At 31.9% G+C, this 14195-nt stretch carries 11 protein-coding genes; 6 read left to right on the forward strand and 5 right to left on the reverse strand.

Annotated elements, in window-relative coordinates; genetic code table 11:
* Positions 1 to 51 precede the first annotated feature (51 nt).
* The gene (locus tag ACU4C5_RS00440; protein WP_446845077.1) at positions 52 to 450 is read left to right on the forward strand and encodes a PUR family DNA/RNA-binding protein; all 399 of its coding nucleotides are present in this window, start codon (positions 52 to 54) and stop codon (positions 448 to 450) included.
* Between the two features lie 76 nt (positions 451 to 526).
* Here ACU4C5_RS00440 and ACU4C5_RS00445 read toward each other — a convergent pair whose 3' ends face one another.
* Positions 527 to 865 carry a tRNA-binding protein gene (locus ACU4C5_RS00445; RefSeq protein WP_446845078.1) on the reverse strand — a complete coding sequence of 113 codons (339 nt, stop codon included), beginning with the start codon at positions 863 to 865 and terminating at the stop codon, positions 527 to 529.
* Between the two features lie 356 nt (positions 866 to 1221).
* Between ACU4C5_RS00445 and ACU4C5_RS00450 the strand changes: the two genes are divergently transcribed.
* A complete protein-coding gene (locus ACU4C5_RS00450; protein ID WP_446845080.1) occupies positions 1222 to 6621 on the forward strand; it encodes a DUF8693 domain-containing protein in 5400 nt (1799 codons plus the stop codon).
* 93 nt (positions 6622 to 6714) lie between these two features.
* Here the strand turns inward: ACU4C5_RS00450 and ACU4C5_RS00455 are convergent, their stop codons facing one another.
* A complete protein-coding gene (locus tag ACU4C5_RS00455; RefSeq protein ID WP_446845081.1) occupies positions 6715 to 7986 on the reverse strand; it encodes an NAD(P)/FAD-dependent oxidoreductase in 1272 nt (423 codons plus the stop codon).
* Between the two features lie 136 nt (positions 7987 to 8122).
* Here ACU4C5_RS00455 and ACU4C5_RS00460 point away from each other — a divergent pair, with 136 nt between their 5' ends.
* Both ACU4C5_RS00460 and ACU4C5_RS00465 read left to right on the forward strand, forming a co-directional pair.
* The gene (locus ACU4C5_RS00460; RefSeq protein WP_446845082.1) at positions 8123 to 8617 is read left to right on the forward strand and encodes an RNA polymerase sigma factor; all 495 of its coding nucleotides are present in this window, start codon (positions 8123 to 8125) and stop codon (positions 8615 to 8617) included.
* A gap of 4 nt (positions 8618 to 8621) precedes the next feature.
* A complete protein-coding gene (locus ACU4C5_RS00465) occupies positions 8622 to 9257 on the forward strand; it encodes a DUF8845 family protein (RefSeq protein WP_446845083.1) in 636 nt (211 codons plus the stop codon).
* 24 nt (positions 9258 to 9281) lie between these two features.
* On the opposite strand, the gene ACU4C5_RS00470 is transcribed toward ACU4C5_RS00465, so the two are convergent.
* From ACU4C5_RS00470 to ACU4C5_RS00480, 3 genes are read right to left on the reverse strand one after another with little or no spacing between them, the layout of a single operon-like run.
* Entirely contained in the window at positions 9282 to 9725 is a 444-nt protein-coding gene (locus ACU4C5_RS00470) for a hypothetical protein (RefSeq protein ID WP_446845084.1), read from the reverse strand.
* A 50-nt stretch (positions 9726 to 9775) separates the two neighbouring features.
* A complete protein-coding gene (locus ACU4C5_RS00475; protein ID WP_446845085.1) occupies positions 9776 to 10573 on the reverse strand; it encodes a lysophospholipid acyltransferase family protein in 798 nt (265 codons plus the stop codon).
* Positions 10574 to 10617: 44 nt separating this feature from the next.
* Positions 10618 to 11259 carry an NUDIX hydrolase gene (locus ACU4C5_RS00480; RefSeq protein WP_446845086.1) on the reverse strand — a complete coding sequence of 214 codons (642 nt, stop codon included), beginning with the start codon at positions 11257 to 11259 and terminating at the stop codon, positions 10618 to 10620.
* A gap of 1 nt (position 11260) precedes the next feature.
* Here ACU4C5_RS00480 and ACU4C5_RS00485 point away from each other — a divergent pair, with 1 nt between their 5' ends.
* Positions 11261 to 11971, forward strand: coding sequence for a peptidylprolyl isomerase (locus ACU4C5_RS00485; RefSeq protein WP_446845087.1), 711 nt, complete (start codon positions 11261 to 11263; stop codon positions 11969 to 11971).
* Between the two features lie 60 nt (positions 11972 to 12031).
* Positions 12032 to 14188: a M3 family metallopeptidase gene (locus ACU4C5_RS00490; protein ID WP_446845088.1), complete on the forward strand. Its 2157-nt coding sequence runs from the start codon at positions 12032 to 12034 to the stop codon at positions 14186 to 14188.
* Positions 14189 to 14195: the final 7 nt, after the last annotated feature.

Below are 14195 nucleotides of genomic sequence, written 5' to 3' on the forward strand. Positions count from 1 at the left end.
TTTTTTGGATTTTTGAAACGTTAATAGCAACTAAATTATAATATACAATTTATGAGTGATCAAGGAATGATGGAAAAAGAGGAAATTTTTTCGAAAGTATTAAGAGCAGGACGACGCACTTACTTTTTTGATGTGAGAGCTACAAAGGCAGGAGATTACTATCTTACTATTACTGAAAGTAAAAAATTCACAAATGACGACGGATCTTTTCATTATAAAAAACACAAAATCTATTTATATAAAGAAGATTTTACTGAGTTTAATGAAATCTTAAAAGAAATGACTAACTATATTGTTACCGAAAAAGGAGACGAAGTTATTAGTGAACGTCACCAAAAAGATTTTAAGAAAGATGAGTATGTAAATACCGATCTTGAAGAAAACGAAACAACTATGGAGGCTGACAAGCCAACCGAAAGATTTACAGACATTAGTTTTGAAGATATTTAAAAACCAATTTCATATATAATAAAAAAGCCGTTATTTAAAGTAACGGCTTTTTTATGCTTTATAATTAGCTAGAAAACTAGCTTACTGCTTGCCCGTTTTTAATACCACACTCAGGATGTAATAACATCACATCGTTTTCTTTTACTGCTCCAACAACCAAACATTCACTCATAAAATTGGCTATTTGCTTTTTTGGGAAATTTACAACAGCTATAATTTGCTTGTTCAATAAATCTTCTTTTGTATATAAAGTGGTGATTTGTGCTGATGTTTTTTTAAATCCTAATGCGCCAAAATCAATCAGTAATTGATAAGCTGGGTTTCGTGCTTTAGGGAAATCGTTAACTTCAATTATAGTTCCAACCCTCAAATCTATTTTCGCGAAATCGTCAAAAGTTATTATTGTCTTATTCATCTTATAAAAATACATGTTATTAGTAAAATGCTAAATATTATTTTAAAAAATTCTTATTACAAAAATGTTTTCTGCTTAAAGAAACAAATCATTTAACAGTCTTTTAATGTTCAATTAACACAAGTGATTAAAAAGTAAAAGCAAGAACACGCCTAATAATTGTACGGAAAACCTCATAAACAAATCACAACAAACACTTTAAGTGTAGGAAATTTCTTTATAAAATTACTGTTTTAACCATATTTGCTACATTTTATCTGTACTTTTGTAGCCTTGACAAATTTAACCATCTACCATAAATAATTGTTTTACTGATATTTAACGGTAGTTGACCTATTTAAAAACTAAATTATTAAATGAAAAAAGATCCCCAAATCTTAATTATTTTAATGCTTTTATTTGCATTACCTTATCAAATTTTTAGTCAAACAGAAAATTTTTCAATCTTCACCAGTATAGATACTGATGGCGATAGCATCACTGATGATATAGATATTGATGATGACAATGATGGTATTTTAGATACTATTGAATGTCCTAGTTGTTTTTACACGCAACAAGAATCAGAACAAGTTATTAATGTGACTACAGATTTCGCTTTAGAAAACGCTTCTGCAAATCCGCTTAGCTACGCTTTTGATGGTATAAATGGTGTTGATGACATTACTAACTTTACAGCATTAGTACCAGATCAAAGCTTTAGTACTACAAAAACTACGGTATACGAAATTACACCTAGAAATCCTATAAAGCTAGAATCTGTAAGATTTTACATGTACGATATCGCTTTTACATACGATAGAATTGATGAAGATGGCGATGGAGATATTGACCAAGACCCAAATAACAGATTACAACTTCAGGGTTGGACAGGAACTACTTGGGAAAATCTAGATGGGTTAAACAATAGATACTTTAAAAACCAATCACAAACATTCACAAATACAGCTCACCCCAATACTGTATATTCAAAATTTAGAATAACAGGAATGGGGCAAATTGCTGGAGCAAGAATAAGAGAGGTGTTTTTATTATCTAGAAACTACCAAGCTAGTGATTACCCAAAAACAACTATTAACGCAAAAGATACAGATGGAGATAATACTCCAGATTATTTAGATTTAGATAGTGATGGTGATGGCTGTTCAGATAGTGTTGAAGTAGGAAACACATTGGTGAGCGAAAATAATATTACAACTTATAACACAGGACTTGACACTAATAACAATGGACTATTAGATATTTTTGAAGATGGCACCACAGGAAACATAAACTATAAAGCAAACTACACTAACGCTGTTTTAAACGCAACAATTAATGGTTGTGTAGATACTGATGGCGATGGCATATCTGATGTTATAGATATTGATGATGACAATGATGGCGTTTTAGATATTAACGAAGGAGGAGAATACATGGGTTACAATATATCTACCTTAACATGGCGAACTGAACCAGACTTAACTATTTTGTCTGATAACAGTACATCTTTTACACCATCAAATACTGATAGATTTATAGATAATAATATTAACATATCTTCAGGAGGTGTTAAATATAACTGGCAGGCCGCAATAACAACTCAAACGTTTAACCTTCCTGTAGATCTTAGTTTCACATATTCAGTAACATCCGGTACTATTATATTTGGGTTTTCACCAGAAGAAACATTACTTCCTGGTAAACATAGTTCTAGTAATACTTTTGGCTTTCAAATAGCAGGTGTTGTAACTTCTGCTATGCATAACCTAGGAAGTGCAGGTGTCTCTATTAGTTCACCAAACTCTAAAGGAAAAATTCATCGTATTAAAATTGATGAAGCAGGAAACCTAACCCTGTATGTTAACAACACAATTATCTATACACAATCAGATCTTTCAACCACAGAAAACTATAAGTTATACGTTTCTACAAATAATAAAGATGAATTAAAATCTTTAGAAAACATACAATTTAACCATTACAGTAGTGATTTATCATTTTCAACAGACACAGACAATGATAACATTACAAATAACTTAGATTTAGATAGTGATGAAGATGGTTGTTCTGATAGTATTGAAGCAGGAAACACAAGTCACAACAATAGTAACACCACCACTTTTAATACAGGTGATGATCTAAATAAAAACGGATTATTGGATATTTTTGAAGATGGTACCACAGGAACAATCAACTACAGTTCTACTTATAGTAATTTCGCTATGAATACAGGTATAAATGCGTGTACCGATACTGATAATGATAACATTACAGATGTATATGATATTGATGACGATAATGATGGAATTTTAGATACTAAAGAATTAGAAAATTGCCTGATACCTGGAGTTAAAAATGATTTCTCAGAATATAATGAGCAATGGTTAGATGATTCAGGAAAAGTATCAAAACCTCAACAAATCACAGGAAATAGTACAAGTTTAAAAATAGAAACTAATAATTATAGTATAGGTCAAACTTTACCTATAGCATTAAGCCTACCTCTTACTATTAAATGGTACGAAATAGAAAAGCACGAATTTTGGCTTAACCTTTTTCCTTATTCGCAAATTGGTGCATTTGATCCAAGATATGATAACCCAGATGCGATAACCTTAAGATCAAATGAAAACTCATCAAGACTACTCCCATTAGGACTCATATATATAGGTGCTCCTTATATAGGTACAAATGATTCGCGTTGGAAAATAGAAATATTTGATGCAGGTGATGGCACAGCAACTGTACAGTTATGGGAAATAGACAACACAGGAAGTGAAATTTCAATGATTTTAGAAAAAACAGGTTTTCCTACAGAAGATTGGGCTTTATCATTAGGAAGCCAAAGTACTATTGAGTTAGAAATTGAAAGTCCTACTTTTAATAGTTATGCTTTTTGTGATCTAGACAACGATAACATTTCTAACCACCTAGATTTAGACAGTGATGGTGACGGATGTGCTGATGCTATGGAGGCGGCAATAAATCGTCTAGAATTACAAGATGCCACACAACCTAACGGAACAGAAACTTTTGCATACGGACAAGTAGCAGGACCTTACGGTGAAAATGGATTGGCAGATAGTATAGAGTCTGACGATACAAAAACAGCTACATTAAACAATAGCATATATACTACTGGAAACGGACTTAACGCATACAATAACGAAGCGTTAGACAGTACAATAAGTACTGCTTGTTACATCCCTACCTCTATTGATTTTGATGGTGTTGATGATTTTGCAGCATCAAAAAGTTTTCTTTCAGGTTATCAAGATGTCACATTAATGACATGGGTAAAACGAGATCCTTCTATAAGTACTAAAGGATATATTGCAGGTGAAGAACTTTTCAATATTACAATTGATGCTTCAGGTATTGCACAAGCTAATCTTATAACAAATAGCTCTAACACAAATTACCAAACCCTATCTACTTCTACCATTGAAAAAGGAATTTGGTATCATATAACCGCTGTATATTCTGGAAGTAACGAAACACTAAAACTATATGTTAATGGCGAATTAGAAAGTACAAATACAAACGTACCTTCAAGTTCATTATCTACAAATGAAATATACACTAAACAACATTTCTCTATAGGTGCAAATGACACCGATGATATTGATTATTTCTTTGGAGCAATTGATGAAGTTCGTGTTTTTAACTTAGCACTTACTGATGACCAAATACAACAAATGGTATATCAGGAAATTAAAAAAGATGGAGATAATGTTGTAGGAAAAGTAATTTCTAAAAATATAGAAGATAGAACTTCCAATGCACTTATTCCGTGGAACAACTTACAGGCATATTTTGATATGGCAACTGTTGCCGATGGTAAAACAATTGGTCTATCTAACAATTTACACGATCTTGTTTTATACAATATTACATCAACTCAAGAACAATCTGCACCAATGCCGTACCAAAGTAACGCTAATGGTGATTGGAGCTCTAATGCAACATGGCTATATGGAGATGCTTGGGATATTACTGACCAAGACAATAATAAAGATTGGATAATTGTAAACATAAAAAACAAAGTAACCTCAAGCAAAAACCAATATAGTTTAGGTTTTATAGTAGATACTGATGCCGAATTTATTTTAGCTGATAATCACGCTCTCGTAAATTCATGGTATTTAGAATTAAACGGAACCATCAATTTATTAGATGATTCTCAACTATTACAAACTACAAAAAGTGACCTAATAACTTCAAGTACTGGTAAAATATTGCGCCGTCAAGAAGGACACAGTAGCGCATACCGCTACAATTATTGGGCTTCTCCTGTAGGAACTCCAATAGCAACAAGCTTAATAGACGATTCAGCGAACATAAATAACCCTAATAACTCTAGTTTTAAATTATCAAATTTAAAAGACAGTAATGATAATACGTTTCTATTTACAGGAGCAAATAATCAAACAGGAAAAATTAGCACACGTTGGACTTACACCTACCTAAACGGAATAACATATTATGATTGGATAGGTATCAATCAAAATACAGCTATTCCTCCCGGAGTTGGATACACACAAAAAGGAACGGGTAATACTGGAGATACTCAACAATATATTTTTGAAGGTCGCCCAAACAACGGAACCATTTTTGTTGCAGCAAGTGATGTGCCAAATGATAGTGAAAACGAAAGTGAAAACGCCGTAACACTTACCACAACTTTAGTAGGAAACCCCTACCCCTCTAGCTTAGATGTTACTCAATTTATTACTGATAATGAAGGCGTAATAAACGGTACACTTTACATTTGGGATCAATGGGCTGGCAACACACATATCTTAAACGATTATCAAGGAGGTTACGCAACTGTAAATAAAACAGCCTCAGTTGTTGCTTATCAATTTGTAGGTATTGATGGAGAAAACAACAACAGTATTTTAGGTATAAAAACACCTACAGGATACATTGCCGTAGGACAAGGATTTATGACCGAAATTCTTAACGATGGTGATATTGTTTTTAACAACAATCAACGAGTATTTAAAACGGAAGTTAATGATGAGTCTGTTTTCTTTAGAACAGCTACAGAAAGTAATACCTCTGAAGAGGTTGAAGAAGAAGATATAATAAAACTTATTAAACTACGCCTTACGTTACCTAGTAATGCACAAAGAGAAATTGCTATAGGTTTTAATAATACAACCACTAATAATTTTGATTATGGTTACGATGGAAAGTTATTTGAAGTACAAAAAGATGATATTTACACTAATCTCAATGGAGATAGTATGAGTATTCAAGCTTTTGAAATGTTTGAAAATGATACTGAAATTCCATTAACATATATTGCAAATCAAAACGAAAACTTAAGTATTAGTGCTTCAACAATTGAAAACTTTGAAAACTATCAGAACATTTATTTAAAAGATAATTACTTAGGCGTTTCTTTCAGTTTAATAAATTTTGACACTTATAATTTTTATTCTGAAGCAGGAACTTTTACAGATCGTTTTACTCTTGTTTTCCGAGAGGATAACACATTAAACACAGAAACAGATATATTTGAAAACACACTTGTTTATGTTAATAAAAGCGAAAAGAAACTGTACATTAAAAACTTTAATACAACAGCTCAATCTATACAATTGTTTAGCGTATTAGGACAAGTTATGCTATCTAAAACTAATGTAGATGCACAAATATTAAACAACACAGGTATTGATGTTTCTAAATTAAGTTCAGGAACTTACATTGTGCAACTACAAGACAAAAACAACCATACATTAACTAAAAAATTGATTATAAATTAAAACTGTTTTTTATCTAGTATTGTTTTTTACATATAAAAAGGGTTGACTATTAATAGTCAACCCTTTTGTTTTTCTATATAATAAATATAAAATCTACTTTTTAAATGGTCTGATAATTAATCGAGCTGCTTTATCAAAATTGATATAACTATAGGTCCAATTAAATAAGACCACTACTCTATTTCTAAAACCAACTAAAGACATTAAATGCACAAACATCCAGATAAACCAAGCAAAAAACCCACCAAACTTAAAATGTTTTAAATCTACCACCGCTTTATTACGCCCAATAGTTGCCATTGATCCTTTATCGCGATACGTAAAAGGTGTCATAGGTTTATTAGCTATAAATTTTAAGATGTTTTTTCCAAGTAATTGGCCTTGTTGAATTGCTGGTTGCGCTACTTGTGGATGCCCTTTAGGATACGCTTCGGTTTCCATAAGCGCAATATCACCAAGTGCAAAAACATTATCATAACCTTCTACTTGGTTAAATCTATTCACTTTGTAACGGTTTATGCGATCTACAATAGCCGATGCGTTTAAACCTTGTACTGGCGCTCCTGTAACTCCTGCTGCCCAAATTAAGGTTTCAGATTCCATGGATAAGTCAGAATTTGTAGTAACATGTACGCCGTTATAATCTGTAACAAATGTATTACAGTGAATTTGTACACCTAGTTTTTTTAAAAACTCTTCAGCTTTTGCTGAAGCATGCTTACTCATTGGTGGCAACACCCTATCGGCACCTTCTAGTAAATGAATTTCCATATCCTTACTATCCAAATCATGATAATCGCGAGGCAGAATATGGTTTTTAAGTTCGGCAATAGCTCCAGCAAGTTCTACTCCTGTTGGTCCTCCACCAACAATCACAAAGTTTAAATATGACTGGCGTTCTTTTAATGTTTTAGCAATAGCTGCTTTTTCAAAATTCTGAAGAATTAAACTCCTTATATTTAAAGCCTGCGGAACACTTTTCATAGGCATACTATTCTTCTCAATAGCTGCATTGCCAAAATAATTAGTTTTTGTTCCTGTGGCAATAATTAAATAGTCGTAAGTCAGTGAACCAATATCTGTAAAGACTTGATTAGTTTTAGCATCAATAGAAGATACAGTAGCTAATCTAAAAAAAATATTATTATGCTTTTTTATAATCTTCCTCAGAGGATATGCGATAGAATCTGGTTCTAAACCAGCACTAGATACCTGGTATAAAAGCGGTTGAAATGTGTGGTAATTGTGCTTGTCTATTAAAACAACTTGCACCTGTTTTTTAGCTAACGATTTTACTAGATTTACGCCAGCAAAACCTCCCCCTATAATAACTACTCGAGGGTAATTTGATTCAGGAATCTTCATTCAATAATTTATAAAAATGGTATATACAAAAGTAGCCTTTAACTTACTTATTCGCTATTTTTAATTAAAAAGTTTCATTAGGGTGTAACTTTTTACAAAAACATACTACTAATAGGTAACTAACTAATCAATATCATTGGATAAAACGCTTGAAAATAGCTTTGTAGAATTACTCGAGAAGCATCAAAACATTGTACATAAAGTGTGCCGATTATACACCAATAATCAGGATGCTCACAATGACTTGTTTCAAGAAATAACAATACAGTTATGGAAAGCGTATCCAAAATTTAGAGGTGATGCAAAGTTTAGTACTTGGATGTATAGAGTAGGCTTAAATACTGCCATTACTTTATATAGAAAATCAAAACGTACTATAAACACTCAAGCTTTTGATACCGTACAATTTAAAATTAAAGCTGAAGAGTATGATGATACCGAAGAGCAGCAACTTAAAGTATTGTATAAAGCCGTACACCAATTAAATGACATTGAAAAAGCATTAGTGTTTTTGTATCTGGAAGATAAAAACTACAGCGAAATAAGTGAAACCTTAGGAATCTCTGAAGTTAATGCCCGAGTGAAAATGAATAGAGTAAAAACAAAATTAAGAACAATTTTAAATCCGTAACACTATGGATGAATTAGATATATTAAAAAAAGATTGGCAACGTGCCGATACCACACATACGCCATTAACATCGAAGGAAATTTATCCGTTAATGAAAAAGAAATCGTCTTCTATTGTAAAAACATTATTTTACATTAGTTTAGGTGAGTTAGTCTTATGGGTACTTATTAATAGTATTCCTTATTTTTCTTCGGCTGAATACAGAGCTAAATTAGAAGCTACTTATGGAGATAGTGGACTTATTACCGTAATTACTATAATAAGTTATGCCGTAATTTTACTGTTTGTGTACTTACTTTTTAAGTCACACAAATCAATTTCGGTAACCGATAGTGCAAAAAAACTCATGGAAAGTATTATAAAAACCCGAAAGGTGATTAAATACTACGTGATATATAATTTGGCTATGGCTTTTGTTTCGCTTACTATTGGAATGTATTTTGCCATCACTCACGATCCTATATTATCGCAACAAGTAGCGCAATTTGGGAATAAAGAAATGTTTGTATTTACAGCTTTTATTATTGTGTTTTTTGCAGTCTTTATATTTGTAATCTGGTTATTTTACAGATTAATATACGGTGTATTACTAAGACGTTTAAACCGAAACTATAAAGAGTTGAAAAAATTAGAAGTGTAACTTTAGTAGAAACTACTAGATATATTACAAAGCGTTTTCTTTTACAGAAAGCGCTTTATAGTTTAATAAACTATCTAACATAAAAGCTTCCGGACCGCTGCAAAAACTATGTGTGTATTCAACTGAATTAAAAAGAGTTCCTACTCGTATATAAAAGTGAGCAGTACAGCCACCATAAGCATTGGCACCAATTCTAGGTTTTAAATATGCTTTAAACGCGTTAAATTTATCTTCTGAAATAAGATGACTCTTCTTTGAATTTTGTGATGTTAGCGTGTATCCTTTGTTTGATTTTGAGATATCAAACAAATACTCATCTTCCCCAAAACAACCACCATTTATAATCTGAATGTCAAAATTTTGCATAGTAAAAACCTTATCTAAAGTTTCTTCATCATTTTGTATTCTTGGATTACAAGCCGTAAAAAAAAGTAATAGTGTAATTACAAATAAGCAAATTTTTATCATCTTTTTGTGAATTTAAAAAAGCCGCTTTACTTTTAATCTCTATTTAAAAATTACCATTCACGCTTTTTGTTAAGCGCTTCTTGTTCGGCTAAATCTTTTTGAGAAATTACTTTTAAAAACGAAGGATGTTGCTCAATAGCATATTCTATTTTTTCAACAATATCATCAATTGATTCATTATCATAATCAATTTCTAAAGGTGCTTTTATTTCAAAACTCTGAAGAATGTTTTTCTTTTTAACACGCAATCCTTTTTTATCAAAACTACGTCTAAATCCGTCTATAACTATTGGTACTACTACTGGCTTGTAACGTTTAATAATATGTGCAGTTCCTTTTCTAATAGGTTTAAAAGGCGTTGTTGTACCTTGAGGAAATGTAATTACCCAACCATCATCTAGTGCTTTTCCAATACTTGAAATATCACTCATTTTTACCTGACGGTTTATATTTTCACCTTTACTTCTCCAAGTACGTTCAATACTAATAGATCCTGTATAAGCAAATATTTTTGGTAATATCCCAGATTTCATAGTCTCTTTTGCAGCTACATAATAGATGTTAAGTTTAGGATTCCATAGGTAACCTATATTCTTAATATTATCTTCTCTATTACTTAAACTCGCATTAAAAACGTGAAACATAGAAATCACATCAGCAAAATAAGTTTGATGATTAGATATAAATAATACGTTTGTATCTGGTAAGTTTTTTATATGTTCCGAACCTTCAATTTGAAGTTCATTAAACCCTCTAAAACGTCTATGCGTTAATGCCCCCATTATTCTGATGAGCCATTTCTTTAGAAAAAGGATATGTCCGAAAGGATTTTTCTTAAATAATCCCATAAAATTTGTTTAGTTAGTAAGCTACAAATGTAACAAAACTGTGCTTATAATACTTGTTTTAACAAGTCTTTAAGTTCACTCAGCATCATTGCAGTAGCTCCCCAAACAATAAAATCGTTTAATTTTAAAGCTGGGACTTCTGTTTTATCACTGTAAGATGTTGTAACATAAGTATTAATCACATTACTATCATTTATAAAATCTTGTAAACTTACTTCAATTAAATCTTCAACCTCGCTATCTTGTTTTACAAAATTTGGTGTTTTAGTGGCATATCCTAAAAATGGGTGTACTGTAAAATGACTTGGAGGAATATATAATTGTGTTAAGGTTTTAATAACCGTTATATTTTTAATTGGCACACCAACCTCCTCTTCGGTTTCTCTTAGCGCAGTAATTTTCATGTTAGCATCTTCAATTTCATGCTTACCACCTGGAAAACCTACTTGTCCTGAATGCACACCTTTGTAGGTTTTTCTTAAGATTAGTATTAATTTTGTATCCGCAGTAACATCAGGATAAAATAATGCCATAACTCCTGCTTTTCTAGATGTTTTCATAAGTTCTTTATGATTATCTATTAAATTATCTCTAAAAGGTGGAGACATTTTTAATTGAGAAACTTCGCCCGGAAGTGGTAACTGTTCTATTTTTGATACTAATTTTAAAAACGCTTCAAAATTCATTATGAGATTTCTTTTATTAATATGCCTTTGTTTAACTTTATGTAATTGTCAAGATGAACAATCTAAGAAAAAAAATAATACTTCGGTAGTAGATTCTGTAAAAACAGTAAAAAAACCTATTAAAGAGAAAGATACCATTGTTATACCTGAAAGAAAATTTCCGCTTCTTAATGACGCCAATGCTATGGATTTCTTTTTAGAGTATGAAAAAGAAAACAAAGAAGACAAAGTACGCATCACCACAGATTATGGAACTATTGATATTTTATTGTTCGATAAAACCAAATTTCATCGTGCAAATTTTATTTTTCTTACCAAACAAAACTACTTCGATAACACACAATTTTATCGCATAGTAAATAATTTTATCATTCAAGGCGGCTCTTCAGATGACAGAGAAATAACCAATAAACGCACAGAAATTGGACGCTATTTACTACCTAGAGATACAAAAAGAGGTTACAAACACAACCGAGGAGTTCTTAGCATGCCAAGTAGTGATATTGAAAACCCTCACAAATTAGCATCACCTTACCAATTTTTTATTGTGCAAAGTCGCAATGGAGCATATCATTTAGATGGCAATTATACAGCCTTTGGGAAAGTGACAAAAGGGATGGATGTAGTTGATGAAATTGCAGCCTTAGAAACCGATGGCTCCGAATGGCCACTACATAATGTGTTCATTAGAAGTATAGAAATTATAGAATAATTAAGAAAATTTAACACAGATTTTAATATCTTCGACATTACTAAAATAAAAGAATCCTAAATGAAAAAACAAAAAATTTCTAAACACATAACTGCTTTAAGTTTATGTGCTTTAGTCACTTTTACAGGCTGTAAAAATGGTCAAGAAAAAGATGACACCGCAAACAGCAATGTATTATTACAAGAATGGACAGGTCCTTATCAAGGTGTTCCTGCATTTGATAAAATGAAATTAGAAGACATCAAACCAGCTATGGAAGTTGGAATGAAAGAAAGTCTTGCTGAAATAGAAAAAATTGCAAATAACCCAGAAGCGCCTACATTTGAAAACACCATTGTAGCTATGGAAGCTTCAGGAAAAACTTTAGATCGTGTATTTACTTACTACGGTATTTTAGGTAGCAACATGTCTTCTCCTGAGTTTAGAGCTATCCAAGCAGAATTAGCTCCAGAATTATCAGATTACAGTTCTAAAATTTCTCAAAACGAAAAATTATTTCAACGTATAAAAACAGTTTACGAAGCTTCTCAAGAAAAACCTTTAGAAACAGAAGCACAACGTGTTGTAGAACTGACTTATAAACGTTTTGAAATGAATGGCGCTAACCTTAACGAAACTCAAAAAGTACGTTATGCAGCCATTAACAAAGAACTATCTACACTTTACAATCAGTTTTCTGACCATATATTACATGACGAAGAAAACTATGTTACTTATCTTGATAACAAACAATTAGATGGATTATCTGAAGGATTTGTAAAAGCTGCTGCAAAAATAGCAACTGATAAAGGACAGGATGGTAAATATGCTATCACTAACACAAGATCATCAATAGACCCTTTTCTTACCTATTCTCAAGACAGAGAATTACGTAAACAAGTATGGACTAACTATTACTCTCGTGGAGATAATGGCGATGAATTTGATAACAATGATATCATTGCAAAAATTTTAATTCTACGTAAAGAACGTGTGGCATTAATGGGCTACAATAATTATGCAGAATGGCGTTTACAAGACCGTATGGCTAAAACACCAGAAAATGCTATGAATTTAATGATGGCTGTTTGGCCTGCTGCTATTGCTAGAGTTGCTGAAGAAGTTGCTGATATGCAAGAAATCGCAAATAGAAAAGACAAAAAATTAACTATTGAACCTTGGGATTACCGTTTTTATGCTGAAAAAGTACGTAAAGACAAATACGCTTTAGATAGTGATGAGGTAAAACAATACTTACAATTAGATAAACTTACCGAAGCATTATTTTTTACTGCTAGCGAATTATTTAACTACAATTTTACACCTGTAAAAGAAGGAAGTGTTCCTGTATTTCATGAAGATGTAAAAGTATGGGAAGTTACAGATAAAACTTCAGGAAAACATATTGGTTTATGGTATCTAGATCCTTTTGCTCGTGAAGGAAAACGTTCTGGAGCTTGGGCTACAACATACAGAAGTTCTACATCTTTTGAAGGTGAAACAAATGTATTAGCCTCAAACAACTCTAACTTTGTAAAACCAGCTCCTGGTGAAGCAGTTTTAGTTTCTTGGGATGATGCTACCACTTTTTTCCATGAATTCGGGCATGCATTACACTTTTTCTCTGCAAATGTAAAATACCCTACTTTAAATGGAGGTGTAAGAGATTATACAGAATTTCAATCGCAATTATTAGAACGTTGGTTATCTACAGATAAAGTCATTAATCAATTTTTAGTGCACTACAAAACAGGAGAACCAATTCCTGAAGATCTTGTTGCTAAAATTAAAAAAGCATCAACTTTTAATCAAGGTTTTGGTACTACTGAATATTTAGCATCAGCTTTAATGGATATGAAATTACACCTTGCTGATCCATCTAAATTAGATGTTGACACATTTGAGCGTGAAACTTTAGCTGAATTAAAAATGCCTAAAGAATTACCAATGCGTCACAGAACACCTCAATTTGGACACGTATTTTCTGGTGAAGGTTATGCTACTGCATACTACGGATATATGTGGGCAGATGTTTTAACTGCCGATGCAGCTGAAGCTTTTGCTGAATCTCCTGGTGGTTTTTATGATAAAGATGTTGCTACTAAACTTGTGAAGTATTTATTTGCACCAAGAAACGCTATGGATCCTGCTGAAGCTTACCGCCTATTTAGAGGTCGTGATGCTAAAATTGAAGCACTAATGAGAGATAGAGGTTTCCCTATAACAACTGAGAAATAATTAATAT

The organism is Lacinutrix undariae, from assembly GCF_052934785.1.

What these genes read in the sequence shown, in the direction of transcription:
- ACU4C5_RS00440 (WP_446845077.1), top strand. Translation starts at nt 52, where the DNA reads ATGAGTGATCAAGGAATGATGGAAAAAGAGGAAATTTTTTCGAAAGTA.
- ACU4C5_RS00445 (WP_446845078.1), bottom strand. Translation starts at nt 865, where the DNA reads ATGAATAAGACAATAATAACTTTTGACGATTTCGCGAAAATAGATTTG.
- ACU4C5_RS00450 (WP_446845080.1), top strand. Translation starts at nt 1,222, where the DNA reads ATGAAAAAAGATCCCCAAATCTTAATTATTTTAATGCTTTTATTTGCA.
- ACU4C5_RS00455 (WP_446845081.1), bottom strand. Translation starts at nt 7,986, where the DNA reads ATGAAGATTCCTGAATCAAATTACCCTCGAGTAGTTATTATAGGGGGA.
- ACU4C5_RS00465 (WP_446845083.1), top strand. Translation starts at nt 8,622, where the DNA reads ATGGATGAATTAGATATATTAAAAAAAGATTGGCAACGTGCCGATACC.
- ACU4C5_RS00470 (WP_446845084.1), bottom strand. Translation starts at nt 9,725, where the DNA reads ATGATAAAAATTTGCTTATTTGTAATTACACTATTACTTTTTTTTACG.
- ACU4C5_RS00475 (WP_446845085.1), bottom strand. Translation starts at nt 10,573, where the DNA reads ATGGGATTATTTAAGAAAAATCCTTTCGGACATATCCTTTTTCTAAAG.
- ACU4C5_RS00480 (WP_446845086.1), bottom strand. Translation starts at nt 11,259, where the DNA reads ATGAATTTTGAAGCGTTTTTAAAATTAGTATCAAAAATAGAACAGTTA.
- ACU4C5_RS00485 (WP_446845087.1), top strand. Translation starts at nt 11,261, where the DNA reads ATGAGATTTCTTTTATTAATATGCCTTTGTTTAACTTTATGTAATTGT.
- ACU4C5_RS00490 (WP_446845088.1), top strand. Translation starts at nt 12,032, where the DNA reads ATGAAAAAACAAAAAATTTCTAAACACATAACTGCTTTAAGTTTATGT.